Origin of the sequence: Thioalkalivibrio sulfidiphilus HL-EbGr7 (assembly GCF_000021985.1) — a bacterium.
GTDB classification, from domain to species: Bacteria; Pseudomonadota; Gammaproteobacteria; order Ectothiorhodospirales; family Ectothiorhodospiraceae; genus Thioalkalivibrio_A; species Thioalkalivibrio_A sulfidiphilus.
Genome location: NC_011901.1, coordinates 2295167 through 2315471, shown reverse-complemented (window position 1 = coordinate 2315471; position 20305 = coordinate 2295167). Strand labels below are relative to the sequence as shown.

The 20305-nt window shown below is 65.6% G+C and carries 23 protein-coding genes; 17 read left to right on the top strand and 6 right to left on the bottom strand.

Annotated elements, in window-relative coordinates; translation table 11 throughout:
- Positions 1-40: 40 nt before the first annotated feature.
- Entirely contained in the window at positions 41-1306 is a 1266-nt protein-coding gene (gene dsrA / locus TGR7_RS10935; RefSeq protein WP_012638743.1) for a dissimilatory-type sulfite reductase subunit alpha, read from the bottom strand.
- Between the two features lie 359 nt (positions 1307-1665).
- Between dsrA and TGR7_RS10930 the strand changes: the two genes are divergently transcribed.
- The 7 genes from TGR7_RS10930 (at position 1666) to TGR7_RS10900 (ending at position 6114) form a co-directional block, all read left to right on the top strand.
- Positions 1666-2610, top strand: coding sequence for a TauD/TfdA family dioxygenase (locus TGR7_RS10930; RefSeq protein ID WP_012638742.1), 945 nt, complete (start codon positions 1666-1668; stop codon positions 2608-2610).
- A 17-nt stretch (positions 2611-2627) separates the two neighbouring features.
- Positions 2628-2819, top strand: coding sequence for a hypothetical protein (locus TGR7_RS10925; RefSeq protein WP_012638741.1), 192 nt, complete (start codon positions 2628-2630; stop codon positions 2817-2819).
- Between the two features lie 13 nt (positions 2820-2832).
- Positions 2833-3522 carry a type I-MYXAN CRISPR-associated protein Cas6/Cmx6 gene (gene cas6, locus TGR7_RS10920; RefSeq protein WP_012638740.1) on the top strand — a complete coding sequence of 230 codons (690 nt, stop codon included), beginning with the start codon at positions 2833-2835 and terminating at the stop codon, positions 3520-3522.
- Between the two features lie 44 nt (positions 3523-3566).
- Complete coding sequence (locus TGR7_RS10915; protein WP_012638739.1) at positions 3567-3908, top strand: TusE/DsrC/DsvC family sulfur relay protein; 342 nt, start codon at positions 3567-3569, stop codon at positions 3906-3908.
- 465 nt (positions 3909-4373) lie between these two features.
- Positions 4374-4577: a hypothetical protein gene (locus tag TGR7_RS10910; protein WP_012638738.1), complete on the top strand. Its 204-nt coding sequence runs from the start codon at positions 4374-4376 to the stop codon at positions 4575-4577.
- A gap of 119 nt (positions 4578-4696) precedes the next feature.
- Complete coding sequence (locus TGR7_RS10905; protein ID WP_012638737.1) at positions 4697-5476, top strand: DUF3050 domain-containing protein; 780 nt, start codon at positions 4697-4699, stop codon at positions 5474-5476.
- Positions 5476-6114 carry a hypothetical protein gene (locus TGR7_RS10900; protein ID WP_012638736.1) on the top strand — a complete coding sequence of 213 codons (639 nt, stop codon included), beginning with the start codon at positions 5476-5478 and terminating at the stop codon, positions 6112-6114. Before TGR7_RS10905 ends, TGR7_RS10900 begins: the two co-directional genes overlap by 1 nt.
- Before the next feature lie 169 nt (positions 6115-6283).
- Here the strand turns inward: TGR7_RS10900 and TGR7_RS10895 are convergent, their stop codons facing one another.
- Together TGR7_RS10895 and TGR7_RS10890 are read right to left on the bottom strand one after the other, a co-directional pair.
- A complete protein-coding gene (locus TGR7_RS10895) occupies positions 6284-6484 on the bottom strand; it encodes an Alvin_2107 family globule sulfur oxidation protein (protein WP_012638735.1) in 201 nt (66 codons plus the stop codon).
- A 52-nt stretch (positions 6485-6536) separates the two neighbouring features.
- The gene (locus tag TGR7_RS10890) at positions 6537-7658 is read right to left on the bottom strand and encodes an anthranilate phosphoribosyltransferase (RefSeq protein WP_012638734.1); all 1122 of its coding nucleotides are present in this window, start codon (positions 7656-7658) and stop codon (positions 6537-6539) included.
- A gap of 226 nt (positions 7659-7884) precedes the next feature.
- Between TGR7_RS10890 and TGR7_RS10885 the strand changes: the two genes are divergently transcribed.
- The 4 genes from TGR7_RS10885 to TGR7_RS10870 are packed head-to-tail and all read left to right on the top strand — an operon-like array spanning position 7885 to position 10555.
- Complete coding sequence (locus TGR7_RS10885) at positions 7885-8355, top strand: tetratricopeptide repeat protein (RefSeq protein WP_012638733.1); 471 nt, start codon at positions 7885-7887, stop codon at positions 8353-8355.
- A 26-nt stretch (positions 8356-8381) separates the two neighbouring features.
- Entirely contained in the window at positions 8382-8654 is a 273-nt protein-coding gene (grxC, locus tag TGR7_RS10880; RefSeq protein ID WP_012638732.1) for a glutaredoxin 3, read from the top strand.
- Between the two features lie 54 nt (positions 8655-8708).
- Positions 8709-10178, top strand: a complete 1470-nt coding sequence (gene cysG / locus TGR7_RS10875) for a siroheme synthase CysG (RefSeq protein WP_012638731.1) — start codon at positions 8709-8711, stop codon at positions 10176-10178.
- Positions 10175-10555 carry a S24 family peptidase gene (locus tag TGR7_RS10870; protein ID WP_012638730.1) on the top strand — a complete coding sequence of 127 codons (381 nt, stop codon included), beginning with the start codon at positions 10175-10177 and terminating at the stop codon, positions 10553-10555. Before cysG ends, TGR7_RS10870 begins: the two co-directional genes overlap by 4 nt.
- A 103-nt stretch (positions 10556-10658) precedes the next feature.
- Here TGR7_RS10870 and TGR7_RS10865 read toward each other — a convergent pair whose 3' ends face one another.
- Positions 10659-11342 (bottom strand): response regulator, encoded by a 684-nt coding sequence (locus TGR7_RS10865; RefSeq protein WP_012638729.1) that lies wholly within the window; start codon positions 11340-11342, stop codon positions 10659-10661.
- Entirely contained in the window at positions 11339-12991 is a 1653-nt protein-coding gene (locus TGR7_RS10860) for a histidine kinase (RefSeq protein ID WP_012638728.1), read from the bottom strand. Before TGR7_RS10860 ends, TGR7_RS10865 begins: the two co-directional genes overlap by 4 nt.
- A gap of 251 nt (positions 12992-13242) precedes the next feature.
- Between TGR7_RS10860 and TGR7_RS10855 the strand changes: the two genes are divergently transcribed.
- From TGR7_RS10855 to TGR7_RS10845, 3 genes are all read left to right on the top strand, one after another.
- Positions 13243-13653 (top strand): hypothetical protein, encoded by a 411-nt coding sequence (locus TGR7_RS10855; protein WP_012638727.1) that lies wholly within the window; start codon positions 13243-13245, stop codon positions 13651-13653.
- 193 nt (positions 13654-13846) lie between these two features.
- Complete coding sequence (locus tag TGR7_RS10850; protein WP_041441675.1) at positions 13847-14881, top strand: lipoate--protein ligase family protein; 1035 nt, start codon at positions 13847-13849, stop codon at positions 14879-14881.
- A 38-nt stretch (positions 14882-14919) separates the two neighbouring features.
- On the top strand, positions 14920-15309 hold the full coding sequence (locus TGR7_RS10845; protein WP_012638725.1) for a hypothetical protein: 390 nt from the start codon (positions 14920-14922) through the stop codon (positions 15307-15309).
- Positions 15310-15482: 173 nt separating this feature from the next.
- Here the strand turns inward: TGR7_RS10845 and TGR7_RS10840 are convergent, their stop codons facing one another.
- On the bottom strand, positions 15483-15800 hold the full coding sequence (locus tag TGR7_RS10840; protein ID WP_012638724.1) for a hypothetical protein: 318 nt from the start codon (positions 15798-15800) through the stop codon (positions 15483-15485).
- Between the two features lie 110 nt (positions 15801-15910).
- Here TGR7_RS10840 and TGR7_RS10835 point away from each other — a divergent pair, with 110 nt between their 5' ends.
- The 3 genes from TGR7_RS10835 to TGR7_RS10825 all read left to right on the top strand — a co-directional run bounded on the left by TGR7_RS10835 (position 15911) and on the right by TGR7_RS10825 (position 20218).
- A complete protein-coding gene (locus tag TGR7_RS10835) occupies positions 15911-16312 on the top strand; it encodes a hypothetical protein (RefSeq protein WP_012638723.1) in 402 nt (133 codons plus the stop codon).
- A gap of 358 nt (positions 16313-16670) precedes the next feature.
- Complete coding sequence (locus tag TGR7_RS10830; RefSeq protein ID WP_012638722.1) at positions 16671-17531, top strand: CbbQ/NirQ/NorQ/GpvN family protein; 861 nt, start codon at positions 16671-16673, stop codon at positions 17529-17531.
- Between the two features lie 158 nt (positions 17532-17689).
- Complete coding sequence (locus TGR7_RS10825; RefSeq protein WP_012638721.1) at positions 17690-20218, top strand: nitric oxide reductase activation protein NorD; 2529 nt, start codon at positions 17690-17692, stop codon at positions 20216-20218.
- Positions 20219-20305: the final 87 nt, after the last annotated feature.

Sequence of the window (20305 nt, the reverse complement as noted above, 5' to 3'; positions counted from 1 at the left end):
TACCGTGGTGGAATCGGATGGTTGTTGGGTTGGGGCGGCCTTAGTTGGCCGCCGACCGCTTCTGTTCCATCTTGCGGCGCAGGTACTGCTCGGCCGCTTCGTCGAACTCGTCCATACGGATGTAGGAGCTCTGACGGGGGTGGTTGACCATGTTGGGATCGGCGTCGAGGCCCATGCCCTTGAGGAAGTTCACCAGGCCGATACGCTCGATCATCTCGCCGCAACGCTCGTGCTCCAGACCGTTCTCGGCCCAGAACTCGATGATGTTTTCGGCCAGCTCGGTGAGCTTCTCGTAGTCTTCCTCGGTCTCGAGCTTCATGAACGGGATGATCACGGTGCCCATCAGGTCGCCGATCTTCAGGGTGCGCTTGCCGCCCACCAGGATGGAGACACCCTTGTCGTCGCCGGGGGACAGGGCCTTGGGCATGACGTTCAGGCAGTGCATGCAGCGCACGCAGCCCTTGTTGTCGATGGTCAGGGTGTCGTCGGCGTTCAGGGTCATGGCCTGGGTCGGGCAGCGGGTGGTGACGTTGTCGATGACGTAGTCACGGCCCTTCTTCTCGATGAAGGCCTTCACCTCGGCCTGGTCCACCTTCATGTCGTCGCGCCAGGTGCCGATCACCGCGAAGTCGGAACGCTCGATGGAGTTCACGCAGTCGTTGGGGCAGCCGGAGACCTTGAACTTGAACTTGTAGGGCAGGGACGGACGATGCACGTCGTCGGTGAAGCGGTTGAGCAGGGTGCGGTGGATGCGCTGCTCGTTGGCGCAGGACTGTTCGCAGCGGGCAGCGCCCACGCAGGACATGCCGGTGCGCACGCAGGGGCCGGCGCCGCCGAGGTCGAAGCCGTACTCGTTGATCTCGTCGAAGAAGGCCTGGGTGTTCTCGGTGCTCACGCCGATGAACATGGCGTTACCGGTCTGGCCGTGGAAGGTGATCAGGCCGGAACCGTACTTCTCCCAGGAATCGGCCAGCTGGCGCAGGATGTCGGTGGAGTAGAAGTTGCCGGCGGGGGGCTGCACACGCACGGTGTGGAACTCGCGGGACTCCGGGAAGGCCTTGGCCACTTCGGAGAAGCGCGGAATGATGCCGGAGCCGTATCCGAACACGGACACGGTGCCGCCCTTCCAGTATCCCTTGCGGGTCTCGTAGGAGTGCTCCAGCTGACCGAGCAGGTCGTTGGTCATGCCGCGGATGCGCGCATCGGGGTGCTCGTCACGAAGACGCTTGATCCCGGAGATGAAACTCGGCCAGGGGCCGTTTTCCAGCTCGTCGAGCATCGGGGTCTGGTGCTGATTGTTCGCCATGACAGTCTCCTTCTCGGGTCTGGGGACGTGGGACCGTGTGCGTCTGCCTTGGGTGCCTGGGAACTGCGCCGCGGCTACGTCCCGGTCCTGGTTTTGGTCGGGGTCTGACGGCAAGCCGGGACCCAGATGGTTCTTTTTGCTGCGGTAGACTCTAGGACCGGCCGCCCGGGGAGAACACCCTACTCATGGGGGGGGATCCCTACCCGGGCATATCCCACTGGGGATAGAGACAGGAACGGGGCCGCGAACAGCGCCCCGGCGGCCCCTGTCCCGGCCTATCCCGGAAGGAAGGTTGTGCTGCCGTGTCGCACCATTACACTGCTTCATCAATTCTTCGCCAGGCGTTGAAAACACCAGTCATGACAGCACGACAGTCATCCAGCGTGATTGACCACTCCGGTCCCGCGACGCACGGGCACCGGGATGCCCGCGCCTTCGATCTGGGCGCTGTGCCGGCCTACCGGGCCTGGCGCGAGGGCAAACTCGCCCGCCAGCCCGAATCCATCGAGGCCTTGCGCGTGGAAGTGGGTGATCTGGCGCGGCCCAGCGCCGAGGAATGCGCGGCCCTGACCGCCCATCTCCGGCAGCACAACCTGGTCCTCTACCGCAGTGCAGCAGGCGGCGTGGACCGGGCCACGGTGCGGACCTTCGGCCTGGCCCTGGGCCTGTCGCGCCTGGACAGCAACCTGTGCAGCGAGGAGGACGGGGTCAGCGAGCTGCAGGTGAGCGCCGGCGGGCGCCAGGCAGACTACATCCCCTACACCAACCGGCCGCTCAGCTGGCATTGCGACGGCTACTACAACCCCCCCGAGCGGCGCATCCGGGCCATGTTGCTGCACTGCGTCACGGACGCGGCCGAGGGTGGCGAGAACGCCCTGCTGGATCATGAGCTGCTGTACATCCGCCTGCGCGACGAGAATCCCGGCTGGATCGAGGCCCTGATGCACCCGCAGGCCATGACCATCCCGGAGAACGTGGAGAACGGCGTGGTGCTGCGGGAGGCCCAGTCCGGCCCGGTGTTCAGTGTGGACCCGGAGACCGGCCGGCTGCACCTGCGCTACACCGCCCGGGAACGCAACGTGCACTGGCGTGATGACCCCCTGACCCGCGAGGCGGCAGCCCGCATCCGGGAATTGCTCGCCTCCGACATGCCGGGCATCATCCGCCACCGTCTCTCCCCCGGGGAGGGCATCCTGTGCAACAACGTGTTGCACAACCGCACCGGCTTTCGCGACGACCCGCAGGCCGGCCAGACAAGACTGATCTACCGTGCCCGCTACCTGGACCGGGTGGCCGGGACCTGAAACCCCGAGGAGTCCCCATGCTGTGGTTGAGTGAGCTGCTGATGCAGAACCAGGACCTGCAGTCCTTCGAGGAGATGCTGGAACTGGTGCGCGAGCGCGCAAGGGCAGGGGAGCGGTTCCTCAGCTCCGACGTCAAGCCCCCGTTCCCGGATACCCCGCCGGACTGGGAGGAGCGGGTCGAGGCCACCTTCACCTCGCCCATGTCCTGAGGATCGCCAGGCCATGTTCTGGGACGACGACACCGAGATCGACCCCCATCTGCCCGATGACATCATCGATGTGTCCTACCGCATCGACTGTCGCTGCCTGCCCCTGGACCACGCCCACGCCCTGTCCAGCGCAGTGCTTGCGGCCCTGCCGTGGATGAGCGAGGAACCCGCCGCCGGCGTGCACCTGATCCACGGGGCGGAATCCGGCAACGGCTGGTACCGGCCCCAGGACCCGGAGCACGACCTGCTGCACCTGTCCCGGCGTGCCCGCTTCCGCCTGCGCGTGCCCCGCACCCGGCTGGAGGACGCCCGGGCCCTGGTGGGTCAGGCCCTGCGACTGGAGGGCCATGAACTGCTCATCGGCGAGGCCGGTGTCCTGCCCCTGCAGCCCTTGCCGGCGCTCATGGCGCGCTATGTGGTCTCCACCCCCGACGAGGCGGAGGCGGATTTCCTGGCCCGGGCGGCCGGGGCACTGCGGGAACTGGGTGTGCCGGTCACCAAGCTCCTGTGCGGCCGTGAACACGTGCTGCGCACCCCCGATGGCGAGGTGCATACCCGAAGCCTGATGGTGGCGGACCTGGATCCCCACGGCTCGGTGGAGCTGCAGCGTCAGGGTCTCGGACCGATGCGGCTGATGGGCTGCGGCCTGTTCATCGGTCACAAGGACGTCGCGCCGGTACAACGCGTACCGGGCGAGAGTTGAAACATCACCACATCATCAACAGCAACGAGACGGAGGATGGCTCAATGAGTCTGGAAGTGGATGGCGTCACCATTGCAACCAATGCCAACGGCTACCTGGAAAACATATCCGACTGGAGCGAGAACGTGGCCAAGGCCATTGCCGCGAAGGAAGGCATCGAGCTGACCGATCGGCACTGGGACCTGATCAACTACCTGCGTGACGAATACATCAACAACAACGAGAATCAGCCCAACACCCGGACCATCGTCAAGGCGATGTCGGCCAAGTGGGACGACAAGAGCGTGGATGCCAAGACCCTCTACGACCTGTTCCCCCTGGACCCCAGCAAGCAGGGCGGCCGCGTCTCCGGCCTGCCGGAGAGCCGCCGCAAGGGCGGCTATTAAGGCAGTGGCAAGTGGCTAGTGGTTAGTGGCAAGGAAAACGGCTGCTTTTCTGATTTTCCTTGCCACTTGAGACTTGCCACTAGCCACTGCCTTTCTATCCCCTAAGGGGGGTTAAGGGGCCCGGATGGCCGGTGCTATAGTCCCGGGAGTCCCTAGTGTCCTGTCTGACAAATATCTTGTCATTCAGAGCCTCGCAAAAGCGCCAAGGCAAGGCGCGCAGCGCAGCCAATGGCAAGCCCTTGGCAAGGTGCGCAACGCCGCATTGGCGCTTTTGCGAGGCTCCCTGCGGGCGCGGCTGTGTGGGCATGTGGCGTTGTTACGCTTGCTTGAAATGGGGGTGGCCATTCCTGCGCAAGCGTGCCTAGCCACACGCCCACACAGCCACGCTGAATGGCAAGATATTTGTCAGACAGGACACTAGAATCAGGCGGCCCGCCACAGCGATCCATCGGAGGTCAGAAAGCAATGAGCAACAAGCAGGAACTGATCAAGGAAATGCTCGAGATGCAGAAGATGTTCATGGAATATGAACATGCCAACGGCGTCTCCCCCGAGGAGTACTACCTGGCCCCCGAGGGCCATCCCCTGCATCAGTACCGCCAGAAGTACCGCGATATCGCCATGCAGCTGGTGGACATCGCCCACGCGGAAAAGGGCTCCCATCGTTGATGATGGGGGAGACCCGCCGGGTCTCCGCTGCCTGACCGATCTCGCGCCCATGCCCGCACTGCCGGGCATGGGCGCGGTTCTGTATGATGCCGGGTGTTCCCAAGCCAGAGACATCATCCATGTCCAACCCGCCCCCCGCATTCGATCCCCGCATCATCGCGCCCCTGCGCGAGCGCCTCGACCAGCATCCCGTCTACGGCCTGCGGGACCTCGACGACCTGCGTCGCTTCATGGAATGCCACATCTACTCGGTGTGGGATTTCATGTCCCTGATCAAGTTTCTCCAGCACCACATCGCGCCGGCCCGCTATCCCTGGGCGCCGGGTCCGGATGCGGCGGTGTGCCGCTTCATCAACGAGCTGGTGCTGGAAGAGGAGTCCGACAAGATCCCCGGGCCCGACGGCGAGGAGATATGCCTGAGCCATTTCGAGCTCTACTGCGGCGCCATGCGTGAACTGGGCGCGGATCCCTCCGGCCCCCAGGCCTTCGTGGCCCTGGCCGCCCGTGAGGGCATCGACGCGGCGCTGGCCGCGGGCATCGCCCCCGAGCCGTCACGCCGCTTCATGGAGAGCACCTTCGGCTTCATCAGCGGCGGCCAGCCCCATGTGGTCGCGGCGGCCCTGGCCCTGGGACGCGAACACGTGATCCCCGGCATGTTCCGCAGCCTGTTGGCCCGCATGGGCATCACCGAGCAGGATGCCCCCATGTTTCACTTCTACCTGAAACGCCACATCCACCTGGATGAGGACTTCCACGGCCCCCTGTCCCTGCGCATGCTGGACATGCTCTGCGCCGGTGACGCGCAGAAGCGGCGCGAGGCGGAGCAGGCGGCCTGCGCGGCCATCGAGGCGCGCATCCGCTTCTGGGACGATGTGGCCAAGCGACTGGAGATTTCCTGATGGCACTGCGACTGCGCAATCGCTGGAAACAGGGTGAGCGGGCCCGCACCCTGGAGGATGTGGCCACGGTGAGCGCCGCCAATGCCTGGCGGGTGGCCTGCAATGGCGTGCTCAGCCTGGAGAACGAGGGATTCGAGACCCGCACCCAGTACCAGCGCCTGGACGTGATCGAGGAATTCGTGGTCTTCCTGCTGCACCTCACCGATCACCAGGTCTACGGCAAGTTCAACGAGGAGGAGCGGGCAAAATTCATCACTGCCATGGCCCTGCGCCTGGCCGGCTTCGTGGAGGAGAACCGGGCCGACAACAAGGCGCCGGAAGACCTGCAGCACCTGACGCCGGCGGACTTCAAGCGGATCTTCATCGACAAGCTCAATGCCCGCAACGCGGTCTATGCCGAATGCAGTTACAGCCCCATCGAGGGACCCGGATTCAAGCTCATGCGCGCGTTTGCCGACTGGGTCAGTGATGCCCTGGGACCGAAGAACCGGGAATGGGCCATCGATCAGATCCTGACCATCGAGGGACCCGAGGCGGTGGAGAAGTACACCGCGTCCCTGGACGCGCTGCTGGCGGGTTCAGACGACCGTGCCGGGCCGGGCAAGGAGGGGCCGGTCCGGCCGATGGCGGAGGATTGAGGGTTTAGCCAGTCGAGGCGGTAAAGGCCTTCAACGCAAAGACGCAAAGACGCGAAGAACGCAAAAGGTCATGGGTATGAAAAACGGGGGCCGAGGCCCCCGTTTTCATGCAACGCCTTTTCGCGACCTTTGCGTCTTCGCGTCTTTGCGTTGGATTTTCAGACAAGCCTTACTGCTTGGTCCAGCTGCTGAAGCCGTCGGTCTTGCCTTGCAGGCCGTCGTTGTAGCCGGCGTCGTAGGCATCGGTGACCCGCTGCTCTTCCAGCTTGGGGCTGTGCATGAAGCCGGTCTGCCATCCCATGACGTAGGCGGGGTCGACGCCCACGCTTTCCATCTTCTTGGAGGTTTCGTAGTAGGTCTTCTTGTCCATGTCTATCTCCTCTGGTACACGTGCGGTTGACCGCGTCTGATGGGTTTGGGGGTCACGCAAGAAAACGGGCCCGGGCCGAACCGTCGTCCAGGGCACGACGAATCCGGTCCGCGGCGGATTTGAGGTCGGGTTCGCGCCCCAGGTGCCAGAGGCACAGGGCGCCGGAATAGGCCAGGCTTTCCCGGGTCGGGCCTGCGGCGCCTTCCAGGGCGGCAAGCCCGGCGGTGGCGGCGGCACGGGCCAGGGCGGCGCTGTCCACGGTTTCCTGGTTCTTGCCCTTGAGCTTGCCCGGGGTCAGGTCCTCGGGCAGGGGCACGGCGCGGCCGTCGGCCTGGATGCCCAGGTCAGCGGGCTCGATCAGCACCTCCTGCTCAGGGCCTTTGTCCTTGTACTGGAACAGGCGCCCGGTCTGCTGCAGGGAGGGCGTCACGCCGCCTTCCACGCCGCGCACCACCAGGCCGGAATCGAAGCCGGAGAAGCGCGCCAGTTCCGAGTAGATGGGCGGATAGGCCTTGTGCACGTAGCCGATCAGCAGGTGGGTCCTGTTGCGCGCCCGCACCGGGCCGACGATGTTCTCGACGGTGGTCAGGCAGGTGCGCTTGACGATCTGGCTGCGCAGCGCGGTGAGATTGTGCAGGCCGGGGCAGAAGGCCTCCATGTCCACGTAGGCCCAGCCGATGTCGGGGTCGGCGATGCGCTCGGCGGCCTCGGCGGGGGAGAGGTCCACCCGGGCGCCGGCCTCGCGCAGGATCATGCGGTGGGTCGCGCCATACTTGGGGCCCATGGCCTCGACGCCATGGGAGACCGCGGGCAGGCCGCAGGCGGCCAGCACGGCAGGCAGGAAGGGGGTGGCTGGCAGTCCGCGGGCATAGCCGTCATAGGGGTCGGCCACGTCCATGAGTTCGTCCACGTCGGCGGTGGCGGTGGCGGTGTTGTCGCGAATGGCCTGCAGTATGCCCCGGTATTCGTCCATGGCCTCGCGCTTCATGCGCAGGGCGATGAGCAGCACGGCGGACTGTACCGGGTCCACCTTGCCCTGCATGATCAGTTCCATCGCGGCCTGCGCCTCTTCCCGGTTCAGGTCCTCGCTCAGCTCCGGGCCGGTGGCGACCTTCTGGATGCAGGGGCGGATGACGCTGGCGACGTCGATGGCGGCGTTCTGGCTCAGGGACATTCGGTAACCTGTGTGGATCTTTCTGCGGGCTTGCGGGCGTCCCCGGGGGCGCACCGATTCATCATGCAACGGCCGGATTATAGCGACGGGGCCTCGCGGCGGCGTATATCCCCATTGAGAGGGTTCCGGCTGGTGGGGCTTTGCTTCACCATGCCATGAGCATAATCAGCTGGGGGCCTCTTATTGCTTCGTGTCTCCGCTGCTCGACCATGGGTGTCATAGAACAATGATGCATTCGCAAGACGATGACCACATGGATCTTCATAGCGGCATCTCCGCTTTCGAGGCCAAGCATTTCTCCCGGGCCATGCAGCTGCTCAGCCCCCTTGCCGAGGCCGGCAACGCGGAGGCGCAGTATCGCGTGGCCATCATGTGCCAGAACGGACTGGCCGGCGCCCCCAATCCCGATGCCGCCGCACGCTGGATGCGGGTGGCCGCCGAACAGGGTCATCCCATGGCCCAGCACGGCCTGGGCTTCATGTACCTGGAAGGCGAGTGCCTGGAGAAGGATCCGCGCCAGGCCGCTGTGTGGTTCGAGAAGGCCGCCAACCAGGGCCTGGCCGGCTCCCAGACCACCCTGGCCATGATGTACCAGGAAGGCAACGGGGTGGAGCGTGATCCCGAGGCCGCGCGCCGCTGGTACCAGAAGGCCGGTTTCGATGTCTCGGAACTGGACGCCTTCAGCCGCAACGACTGAGCTCACTGCGAGGGTCTGCCAGTCCCATGTCCCTGATCCGCATGTATTGCACCGGGATCTGCCCCTATTGTGACCGCGCCGAGCGGCTGCTGGTGCGCAAGGGCGTCGGTGATCAGATCGAGAAGATCCGCGTGGACCACGACCACGGGGCCATGACCGAGATGATCACGCGCACCCGGCGCAGGACCGTTCCCCAGATCTTCATCGGCGAACGCCACGTGGGCGGCTTCGACGATCTGGTGGAGCTGGACATGGAAGGCGAACTCGACGAACTGCTGTCCGGCCTGAATCTGGCCTGATCCACCACCGGGTATTGCCCAAGCGCTGCCCGCAGACATGACGGAAGGCTTGCCGTGGACTTCTTTCCCGTATTCATGAGACTCAAGGACCGCGCCTGCCTGGTGGTGGGTGGCGGCCCCGTGGCCCTGCGCAAGGTGTCCCTGCTGCGCAAGGCCCACGCCCGTGTCACCGTGGTCTCCCCGGCGCTGTGCCCGGAGCTGGCCGCGCTGAAGGCCCGTGATGCCATCGAGCATCTACCCCGAGGCTTTGAGGACGCCGACGTGGACGCCCGCGTGCTGGTCATCGCCGCCACCGACGACGAGGACCTGAACCGGCACGTCTCCGAGCTGTGCACCGAGCGCTGCATCCCGGTGAACGTGGTGGACCAGCCGGAACTGTGCGGCTTCATTACCCCCTCCATGATCGACCGTTCGCCCATCCAGGTGGCGGTCTCCACCGGCGGCTCCTCGCCGGTGCTGGCGCGCCTGCTGCGCTCGCGCATCGAGAGCTTCATCCCCGCCGCCTACGGGCGCCTGGCCGCGCTGGTGGAGGGCTACCGGCTCAAGGTCAAGGCGCGCATCCCGGACACCGAGCTGCGCCGGCGTTTCTGGGAGCGCCTGCTGGAAGGGCCGGTCACGGAACTGTTCATGTCCGGGCGCGAGGATGCCGCCCGCGAGACCCTGGAAAAGGCGCTCGAAACGGGCCTCGATACACGCGACGCCGGCGGCGAGGTGTTCCTGGTGGGTGCCGGCCCCGGCGACCCGGACCTGCTCACCTTCCGCGCCCTGCGCCTCATGCAGTTGGCGGACGTGGTGGTCTACGACAACCTGGTCTCGCCGGCCATCATCGAGCTGGTGCGCCGCGACGCGGAGATGATCTACGCGGGCAAGAAGCGCAACCTGCACACCCTGCCCCAGGAAGAGATCAACCAGCTGCTGGTGCGGCTCGCCAAGGAGGGCAAGCGGGTGCTGCGGCTCAAGGGCGGCGATCCGTTCATCTTCGGCCGTGGCGGCGAGGAGATCGACACCCTGATGCAGGAGGGCATCCCCTTCCAGGTGGTGCCGGGCATCACCGCCGCCGCCGGCTGCGCGTCCTTCTCGGGCATCCCGCTGACCCATCGCGACTACGCCCAGGCCGTGGTGTTCGCTACCGGTCACCTGCGCGACGGCAGCATCGATCTCAACTGGAAGATGCTCGCCCAGCCGCGCCAGACGGTGGTGTTCTACATGGGCCTGCTGGGTCTGCCCATCATCTGCCGCGAGCTGATGGCCCACGGCGTGTCGCCGGATATGCCCATGGCCCTGGTGGAGCAGGGCACCACCCAGAATCAGCGGGTCATCGTGGGCACTCTGGCCAGCATGCCGGACCTGGTGAAGGACTATGACGTGCAGCCGCCGACCTTGATCATCGTCGGCGAAGTGGTCAAGCTGCACGAGCGGCTGAAGTGGTTCCAGCCGGGCACCGACCACACCGTGAAGAGCCTGTTCAGCAGCCAGGGTCAGGTGGTGGAAGCCCGATCCTCTACCGAGGGAGCCGAGGCATGAGTGACGCTTACAGTATTTTCGATCCCAAGCGGATCAGGGTGGAGACGCCGGACGTGGACCCCGGCGTGGGCAGCGGCTGTGCCACCAGCGAGCCCTTCGCCCTGCGGGTGCTGGGCGACAGCATGTCGCCGGAGTTCGAGCACGGCGTGATCATCATCGTCGACCCGGCCGGGCACGTGGAGTCGGGCAGCTACGTGGTGGCCCGGCATGAGGAAGAATACCTGTTCCGCCAGCTGTTGATCGAGGAGGGGCGTTACTACCTGGTGGCGCTCAAGGATGATCACCGCAAGCTGGAGATCAGCGGCGTGGATGCCATCGCCGGCGTGGTCACCCAGCGTGCCGGGACGCGGCGCTCACAGCGCAAGCATTATGTGTAGAGCGTGAGAGGATAGGGGATAGCAAGAGCTGGCAGTCAAACGGGTGTTGTTGTTCCCACTTCCCGATTCACACTTCGAACTTCATACCGCGCCTCACGCCACCTCACCTCTCCCCCGAGGCCTCGGTGTCCCCAGGCAGGCCGCCGCTTCTCAGTCCCTGCTGCACCGCCAGCACCGCCGCTTCCACCCGGGAGTGCACCCCGAGCTTTCTCAGGATCGCCTTCACGTGCAGTTTGACCGTGCCGTCGGAGATGCCCAGGTTGCGGGCAATCACCTTGTTGCTCTGACCTTCTGCCAGCAGGGCCAGGATCTCGCCCTCTCGCGGGGTCAGTTCGTCGAAGGGGCTGGGTTCGTTGGCGGAGCTGGACTTTCCCTGCACCACCCGCACCAGCAGTTGAGCCAGATCGGGGGCCACCACGGTCTTGCCCTGCAGGATCTCCTCCAGGGCATCCACCAGGTCGCCGGGCTCCATCTCCTTGAGCAGATAGCCCTGAGCGCCATTGCGCAGGCATTCCACCAGGTCCTGCTCCTCGGTGCTGGTGGTGAGCATCACGATGGGCATCTTGAGCCCGGCCTGGCGCAGACGGCGCAGCACTTCCAGGCCGTTCATGGCGGGCATGCGCATGTCCAGCAGGATGACATCGGGCAGCAGATCCCTGGCCAGGTCGATGCCGGTCTCACCGTCGCCCACGGCGCCGACGGTGTCGATGCCGTGACGCTTGAGCAGCTCCTGCAGGCCCTCGCGGAACAGGGTGTGATCATCGATGAGCAGGACCCGGCGCGTCATCGGGCCACCTGCGCGGGCGGGTCGTTGCGGGACGTGAATTCCACCACCCTCGGCTTGGGATAATGGAAGGCGAGGCTGATGCGGGTGCCCTCGCCGGGTTCACTCTCGATGCGGAAATCGGCGTCCAGACGGGCAGCACGTTCTGTCATCACGCTCAGGCCGATATGTTCGCCCGGCGCACCCTGTTCGGCAGGCTGCAGGCCCAGGCCGTCGTCCTCCACCATGACCATGCATTCGCCTTCGGCATCGTTGCGCAGCAGCACGCGCACGTGCTGGGCCTGGGCGTGCTTGCGGATATTGCACAGGGCTTCCTGGACGATACGCAGCACTTCGGTTTCCATCTCCGCGGGCAGTTTGCGGGGCCGCCATTCCTTTTGCAGGTAGACGCTGATGCCGGTCTCTCTGCGCAGGGTCTCGACCATCTTCTCCACCGCGGCGACGAAGCCCTGAGGCTCCATGGGGGCGCGGAAGTGGCTGATCAGGGCGCGAAGTTCCACGTTGGCGCGGTTGAGCACATCCTTGATCTGATCGATTTCGCGACGTGTCTCCGCCGAGGCATCCTGCGCCGTTTCGTCCAGGGCGCGAACGCGAAAACGCAGCGTGGCCAGCGTCTGGGCCAGGGAGTCGTGAAGTTCATGGGCCAGGTGGGTGCGCTCCTCGATGATGCCCAGGCGCTGGGCCTCCTCGTCCACCCGGGCCTTCTCGATGGCCATGCCCAGATGTCGGCCGATGCTGGTGAGCAGGTTGTCCATGTCCTCGTTCAGATGTTCCGGCCATTCGTGCAGGAACAGGCTGTAGACGCCCAGTGTCTTGCCGCGATGCTGCAGCGGGATGGTGATCATGGCGGGCTCATCTTCCTGCGTGTCGCAGTCCGAGGTCACCCGGCCGCATTGCCGGATGTCCGCCTTCCAGCTGAGATCGCCGCCGTCTGCCACCCGCCCGCACATGCACTTGCCCAGGGGAAGGACCTGGCGGCAGCGCTGATCGTCGGGTTCAAATCCCAGGTTGGCCACCAGGCGCATGTGACCGTCGGGGGTCACCAGGCGGGCCGTGGCGGCCTGGGCACCCAAAGCGTGTTTGAGGCTGGTGAGGAAGCGTGTCAACAGGTCGTCCAGGTCCCGGGAGGTGTTGATACTGGCGGCCACGTCATAGAGCACTTCCAGGGTGTGGGACTTCTGCTCCAGGCGTTCCGTCTGGGCACTGACCTCGTCGCGCATCTCCCGGGTGAGTCGCTGCAGTTGCTCCGTGAGGGCGTTCACGTCCTGGGCCAGTTCGGCGAATTCACCGGTGCTGGGGATGGGGATGCGCGCGGCGAGGTTGCCGCCCCGGGCGCGCTGGGCCCAGTGGCGCAGGTGGAACAGGGGGGTGATCAGGTGGTGGTAGATGAGCACCGGCAGCGTCAGGGTCACGGCGAGGCCCGCCACCAGGAACAGCGACTGGATGCCGAGCAGGGGATGGGGCCAGAAGAACAGCAGGATCCAGGCATTGATGGCCAGGGACGCGGCGAAGGCCATGCCGATCAGGCCGAGCAGCAGGAACATGCGGTTCTTGACCAGACCGCGGGTCTTGTGGCGCCAGCCATCGGCCGGGCGGATCATCCACGTGGCCAGACCGGGTCCACGCGATGACTTGGCGTGAACTTTCCTCATCTCAACCTCCTGTGCGCCCATGCCCCGCTGCGGGGTGAGCGACCTGTGGCCACGGGCATTCCCGGTGACCTTATAATATTTAGTAATTCCTAAGCATATTACGGCGCCGCTGGCGTGTCTCCCCCGGCGTGCGCCCGGGCGAGCCCGCCGGGCTTTGCTTCCTGGTTCGGTCTGGTGGATAATAACCAACTAAACCAATCAACTTTGTGCGGTCCGGCAGTCCGTCGGACCCCAGCCCAATCCGGAACCTTATGAAATCACTCAAGATCAGCAATCTGGGCGAGATTCGCAACGAGCTCAACAAGTACAAGAAGGGCAAGAAGTTCGACATCAACCAGTTCAACCAGGTGGCGCGTCTGGCCTGGCTGGGCAAGCTGGTGATGCAGCCCCTGGATCCGGAAGACAAGGAATGCAGTTCCTTCCTGGTCTACTGCGACCACCCGGACGAACTGGCCGCCCATTTTCTGGACCTGGACCAGGACCTGGTGGGGCAGATGCACATCGTCGACGGCGAGCAGGGCGAGGCCCTGATCAAGATCCTGCGCATGGGCGTCGAGGAACGCGCCCGCCTGTACCAGGACCTGTCCCGCAGTGATTTCTATTTCCGCCACTTCTACAAGTCCGACGCCGACAAGGCCCCCGAGGGCGAGTCGGGTAGTTGATGTTGTTTAAGGAATGGACAGGATGAACAGGATAAAAAAACATCAAGGGCAAGGGATCGGACAGGATTGACATGATTCACATGATAAAAAACGTCTTCAAATCATGTACATCATGTTAATCCTGTCCGATTTCATTATGATCTTGTAGATCCTCAGAAATCCTGTTCATCCTGTCCATTCAGACTTGAGCTTCTTGACCACCCTCCCGACCCACTGGCGCTGGCTGGATCTGGGCGATCTGGCCCCCGTCGAGCTGCATGCCGCCTATACCGGCGTGGCACGGGCCATGGGGCCGGAGGACGCGCCGGTCCTGCTCTGGGCCAGGCCGGACCGGCCCCATCTGAGCATTGGGGCCAGCCAATATGCGGCGGCGGACCTGGACCTGGCCCGTTGCGAGGCCCTGGGCATCCCGGTGATCCAGCGGCCCCTGGGGGGCGGCACGGTGTGGGTGGACGGCGACCAGGAGTGCTTCTTCTTCATCCTGCCCCGCCAGCGGGTGCCGGGCGGACATCGCGGGCTGTTCGATCGGTGTCTGGGTCTGGTGGCCCACTGGTTCGCAGCTACGGGCCTCGGGGTGCGGCGCGTGGGTGGCCAGGACCTGTGGCTGGGTACCCGCAAGATCCTGGGTAGCGGCGCGGCCAGCCAGGGAGAGGCCCTGGTGTTCGGCGCCAGCGTGCTGCGGCATTTTCCCGCCCGGTCCTTCGCCGAGTGCATCCGGGCACCCAGTGACGGTTTCCGGGACTGGCTGGCCGAGGCCCTGGCCGAGGGCATGACCGACTGGCGCAGCCAGGGCATCGATCCCGACACCGGGCTGCTGCAGGCGGGACTGCGCGAGACCTGCGAAGGCCAGGCCGGCTGGCGCTTCACGGACTGGCAACCGGACCCGCGCACCCGCGCCTCCATGGCCGAGGCCCGGGAAGAACTCGCGGAACCCCTGGACCCGTCGCCCGGTCGGCGCCATGTGCCCGAGGGTATCCGGATCAACGGCCTGCGTTACCTGCTGGAGCAGGATCGGGACGGGGACTGGTTGCGGGTGCTGCTGGACGACGGGATCATTCGCCGGGTGGCCAGCGCCGATCCTGCCAGCCATGCCGCTCTGCGGGCCTGCCAGGGCGAACCGGCTCATGCAGGGCGGCTGCGGGCCGTCCTGGGTGATGCCCTGCCTGCGGCCAGGGCGAGCGATCTGGCCTCCCGCCTGGAGGCCCTGCATGCCTCCATTCCTTCGTAATCCATTGATGCATCATCTGACGATCAGGAAGTCCCGCCATGGCTGAACCCACCATCGAGGCGCGCATGCAGCGCCGCTACATCCTCATGACCACGGATCAGGACATGCTGGCCCGTTTTCGGGCGCTGACCCCGGAGGGCTGGACGGCGGTGGTGGTGACGGACCTGGAGGACCTGGGCGCCTGGAACGAGGTGCTCCTGCACCGTTTCCTGGTCATGGACCTGGACGAGTTCGATGCCTTCGATCCCCTGGACGTGATCCGCATCCTGCGCCGGGAACACCAGATCAACATCCCGGTGTTCTGCTTCGGCGGTGACGAGGATATCCAGGACGAGATGCGCCTGGCCCGGGCGGACCGGTTCTTCAGCCGGGAGGAGATGCTGGAGATGCTGCCGCGCTTCTTCGAGCAGTATCGGTGGGGGGAGTGACTGGGGGGCCTGCGGTACTTCGCCATGAACGCAGAGGGCGCAGAGACGCAGAGGTCGCAATGTGCGATATGCAAAAGAGCGGCCTGAAGGCCGCTCTTTGCTATTAGATTCTGGGCCGATCTCCGCGTTCTTCGCGTCTCTGCGCCCTCTGCGTTAGTTCAGCTGCATACAAATCAGCCGATCCAGGCGTGCTCGGTGACGTCGATGCGGATGTCCTGGCGGAAGGTCTCGCCATTGCCTTCGATCACCAGCTTGCCCACGCGGGTGCCGGCGGTGTCGTAGCTGAACTTGCACTCGAAGGTGCCGGGCAGATTCACGGTCGCCTCACCCAGGACCTTGCCCTCGGCCTCGAAGCGGGCCTTGGCGCTGCCGCTGCCGTTGAGCAGGGCCTGCAGACGGAATTCCTGATTGACCGGACGGCGGTACACCTCGGGATCACGGTTGAGGTTGTACTGCAGGTTGTTCAGTTTGATGAGTTTCACGAGTTTCATCTCCGCTCCCCGGACTTGGGTTATACCTGAGTATTCTGCTAGGATTTGATTAAGAGATTAATAATATACTATCCCGCCTGCAAATTCGATTCTGTACCCAGAGGACTTTCATGGATCCCAACGCCCGGCTTGTCGCCGCCTTCGATGAACTGGATCGGCGTATCGGCGCCCTGGAGGCCGCCGTGCGCGGGGACGGGGCACCCGATCTGGCCGATCTGCTCGGGGAGGCCGGCGGAATCATGAAGGGGTTGCTCACGGCCTATGCCGAGCACGCCGGCAAGGCCATCCCGGACACCGACGACCTGCTGGAGGTGTTCAAGGCCTTCGTGAAGGGCGATCCGAGCCTCAATGCCGTGCGGGACAACGTGCGCGAACTGGTCTACTACGGCAACTGCCTGGCCATGGACCGGGCCGACGCCCTGCCGCAAAACCCCCAGCGCATGGCGGTGCACACCCTGCGGCACGTTTACCTGTACCTGCATTCGCGCTGCGAACAGGAGCATCGCCTCTAGTGTCCTGAGTCAGAGATTCGTTACATTTCAGCGGGCCTGTACGGGATGCACGGCAAGGCGCACGAGCGAAGGACGGGCAGGCCCATTCGAGCGAGAGCAACGCGGCCGAGCGCCCGTACAGGCCCGCCCGCAGGGAGCTCCGCACAAGACCCAATGCGGCGTTGCGGTCCTTGCCAAGGGCTTGCCATTGCCTGCGGCCCGCGCCTTGCCTTGGGTCTTGTGCGGGGCTCTGAAATGCAACGAATCTCTGACTCAGGACACTGAGCCTGTCGGACCGAGATGCCCTGGGCACCTAAGTCCGACAGGCTCCTAGACGCACCGGCCCGACCCAGACTGACCGACCAAGGAACACCGACCGATGAAAAACCTGTTCAACAAGCTGCGCGGCGTGGAACGGGACGCCGTGCAAAAGCCCGTCGAGGGCGAGGCCCCCTTCTACCTGCCCCAGGGCAACGAGGTGGAGGTATTCAAGGCCGCCTATGCCAAGCGCCTGCCGGTGATGCTCAAGGGCCCCACCGGCTGCGGCAAGACCCGCTTCCTGGAGCACATGGCCCACGTGCTGGATCGGCCCCTGGTGACCGTTTCCTGCCACGAGGACCTGACCAGCTCCGACCTGGTGGGCCGTTTCCTGCTGGAAGGGGAGGAGACCGTGTGGCAGGACGGCCCGCTGACCCGGGCGGTGAAGGAGGGCGCCATCTGTTACCTGGACGAGATCGTCGAGGCGCGCACCGACACCACCGTGGTGATACATCCGCTCACCGACCACCGCCGCCAGCTGCCCATCGACAAGAAGTCGCAGATCATCGACGCCCACGAGGACTTCATGCTGGTGATCTCCTACAACCCCGGCTACCAGACGGTCTTGAAGGACCTCAAGCCCTCCACCAAGCAGCGCTTCGTGGGCCTGCAGTTCGATTACCCGAAGGAGGATATCGAGCGCCAGATCGTGAAGACCGAGTCTGGCGGCCTGGATGACGCCCTGGTGGACAAGCTGGTGGCCGCCGGCCGCAAGGCCCGGGGGCTGAAGGACCACGGTCTCGAAGAGGCCACCTCCACCCGCGCCCTGTGCTACGCCGCCGAACTCATGAACGCCGGCCTCTCCCCCATGGACGCCTGCCGCGCCGCGCTCATCCACCCCATCACCGACGACCCGGAACTGGTGGAGGCCCTGGAGGAGATCTTCCGGGCGCACTTCGGTGATCGTCTGTCAGGTGAGTGATGGTGACGCAGAGGGCGCAGAGACGCGGAGAGCGCAGAGAGAACAAGTGTTCTCACAATGCAGGAAACCGTGATTTTAACGTTACGGTTTCCCTTGCGTCCTCTGCGTCTCTGCGCCCTCTGCGTTAACGCGCCTGGCTCGAATCAAGACCCCAGCACATGACCGAACAAGAAACACTCGTCCAGATCCAGGAGGTGCTGCAGCACCTGGAGCATGTGAGCTTCGTGGCCCACCGGGACACGAAGGAGGCCATGCCGTCGGTGGAACCCCAGGGCGCCGCCGACACCCTGCTGTGGATCGAGACCGCGCGGGACCTGTTCTTCCGCGACCGGGAAGGGGGCAAGAGCTTCCTGCGCCACACCCCGCACATGGTGGAACAGACCGGCTCGGTGCGCGCCTGGGTGGAACAGGCGGCGGCCTTCGGCAAATGGGTCAACGGCTGGAGGGCCCTGGAGGGTTTCCTGACCCAGGCGGGAGACGTCTGGCAGGCCTGGGGCGCCGAGGGCGAGCGGGCCTGGTACGACATGGGCATCCGCTGGTGCGAACGGGGCATCCCCGAGGGACGCGCCTACTTCGGGGCGGACTTCCGCGAGCTGGCCGGGGGCGAGGGCATCGAGGGCTTGAGACGCCTCATGCAACCCGCCGAGACCCTTTACCTGGAGCGCAAGCTCAACCTGGACGTGTTCCTGGCCGGTGCCACCATCGCCAGAGCGCTGGTGGGAAGCCGGGGCCTGGAGGCCTGGGCACGGCGCGGCGCCGACATCCTGCAGACCGGGCGTTCCCGGGGCGAGGCCTACTTCAAGCTGGAGAGCGAGGAGAGCCTCAAGCACCTGCTGGACACCCTGCCGGGCTACCGGCCCCGGGCCCACAGCCGTTTCCTGCGCCTGATCCAGGTGGCCTGGTTCGGCGCCCACGTGTCCCTGGAGGACGGTAACTGGCGCCCGGGGCGCGGCCGGCCCATGGTGGAGACCGACGGTGTGCGCCTGTTCCTGCCGGCGGTGCTGGAGAGCCGCGACGAGGCGGTGGTCGCCGTGCTGCATGCCGCCGGGCATCTGCACTTCGACACCTACTGCGGCGAGGACATCGAGGCCCTGTTCCGTGAGATGGGCATGGCGCACCCACCCCTGGACGAAGACCAGCGCATCACCTGGCGGCCCCTGTTCGCCGCCTACGCCGAGCGCATGTTCCGCTTCCAGCTCCTGTTCGACCTGTGCGAAGACCTGCGGGTGAACCATCGCCTTCAGGGACGGGTGCCCGGGTTCCTGTCCCGCCTGCTGCGCCTGGCGCGAAACCACCCTGCGCCCGAGGGCGCGGCAGGCGAGTACTACCGGGTCGCCCTGGGAGCGCACGAGTCATTGATCACGGGGCAGGGTCTGGATGCCCGCCTGCAACCGCTGCTGTCCGAAGGCGCGACCATCCAGGACAGCTTCCGCATCGCCCGCGCACTGTTCGAGGACGCGGCCTTTCCCGAGATCGACGTGGAGGGCCGGGAGCAGGCCTACCTGCCGGGCCTGTCCATGAACACCGCCCGGGCCGTTTATCCCCGCAAGCGGGGCGAGCCGGTGGGCGGCTACAACGAGGACACCGACGCCCACGCCGATCAGAAGGCGGTGCAGGAGAAGCAGGCGGAGCTGCCGCCGCCCCAGGCCCCGGAACAGCGCCAGAACGACCCGGATCCGGACATCAACGTGCCCCAGGAGAACACTTCCGGCAGCGGCGGGCGCATCGGCGTGGGCATCCCCATGCCCGCCCAGGTGGACAAGCGCGGCGTCGCCCACCGGCAGACCCTGGAGGGCGTGCCTTATCCCGAGTGGGACTATCGCGAGCAGCGCTACCTCAGCGACTGGGCGCGGGTGCATGAGAAGCGCCTGGAGGAAAGCGACCCGGATCGGGCCGAGCTGCTGCTGGCCGAACACGCGCCCATGCTCAAGCGCCTGCGCCGGGCCCTGGAACTGCAGCGCCCCAGCCGGGTGGCGCCGCTGCGCAAACAGCTGGACGGCGACGAGCTGGACCTGGAGGCGGTCACCGGCTTCATCGCCGACAAGAAGGCGGGTCTCTCGCCCAAACCCTTCATCTATCGGCGCCGCACCGTGCAGCACCGGGACACCGCCGTGCTGCTGCTGGCCGATATGTCCACCTCCATCATGGCCAAGCATCCCAGCGGCCAGGGCAAGGTGGTGGACCGGCTGCGCGCCGGGCTGATGATGTTCGCCGAGGCCATCGAGAGCGTGGGCGACCCCTACGCCATCTGCGGCTTCGCCTCGCGCCATCACGACAACGTGAACTTCTACGTGCTCAAGGACTTCCACGAGCACACCGGCCCCGAGGTGCGTGCCAGCATCGCCGCGGTCTCCGGTCGTCTCGCCTCGCGCATGGGTGCGGCCATCCGCCACGGTATCCGGCGCTTCGAGCAGGCCGATGCCCATCACCGCCTGCTGCTGATCCTCTCCGACGGACGCCCTGCGGACTACGACGACGGCGGCGACTCCCGCTACCTGCACGAGGACACGCGTATGGCCATGAAGGAGGCGGTGGACGCGGGCGTGCATCCCTTCTGCATCACCCTGGACACCTCGGGCTCGGAATACCTGCCGGCCATCTTCGGCCCGGGTCACTACCTGGTCCTGGACAACGTGGACGACCTGCCGCGGCGGCTGCCGGAGATCTACCTGCGGTTGCGGCGCTGATCTGCCACTCTGATCAGGGCGAAGGAACGCAGAGGACGCAGAGACGCAGAGGGCGCGGAGAGATGACCGATAAAGCACTCACGCACG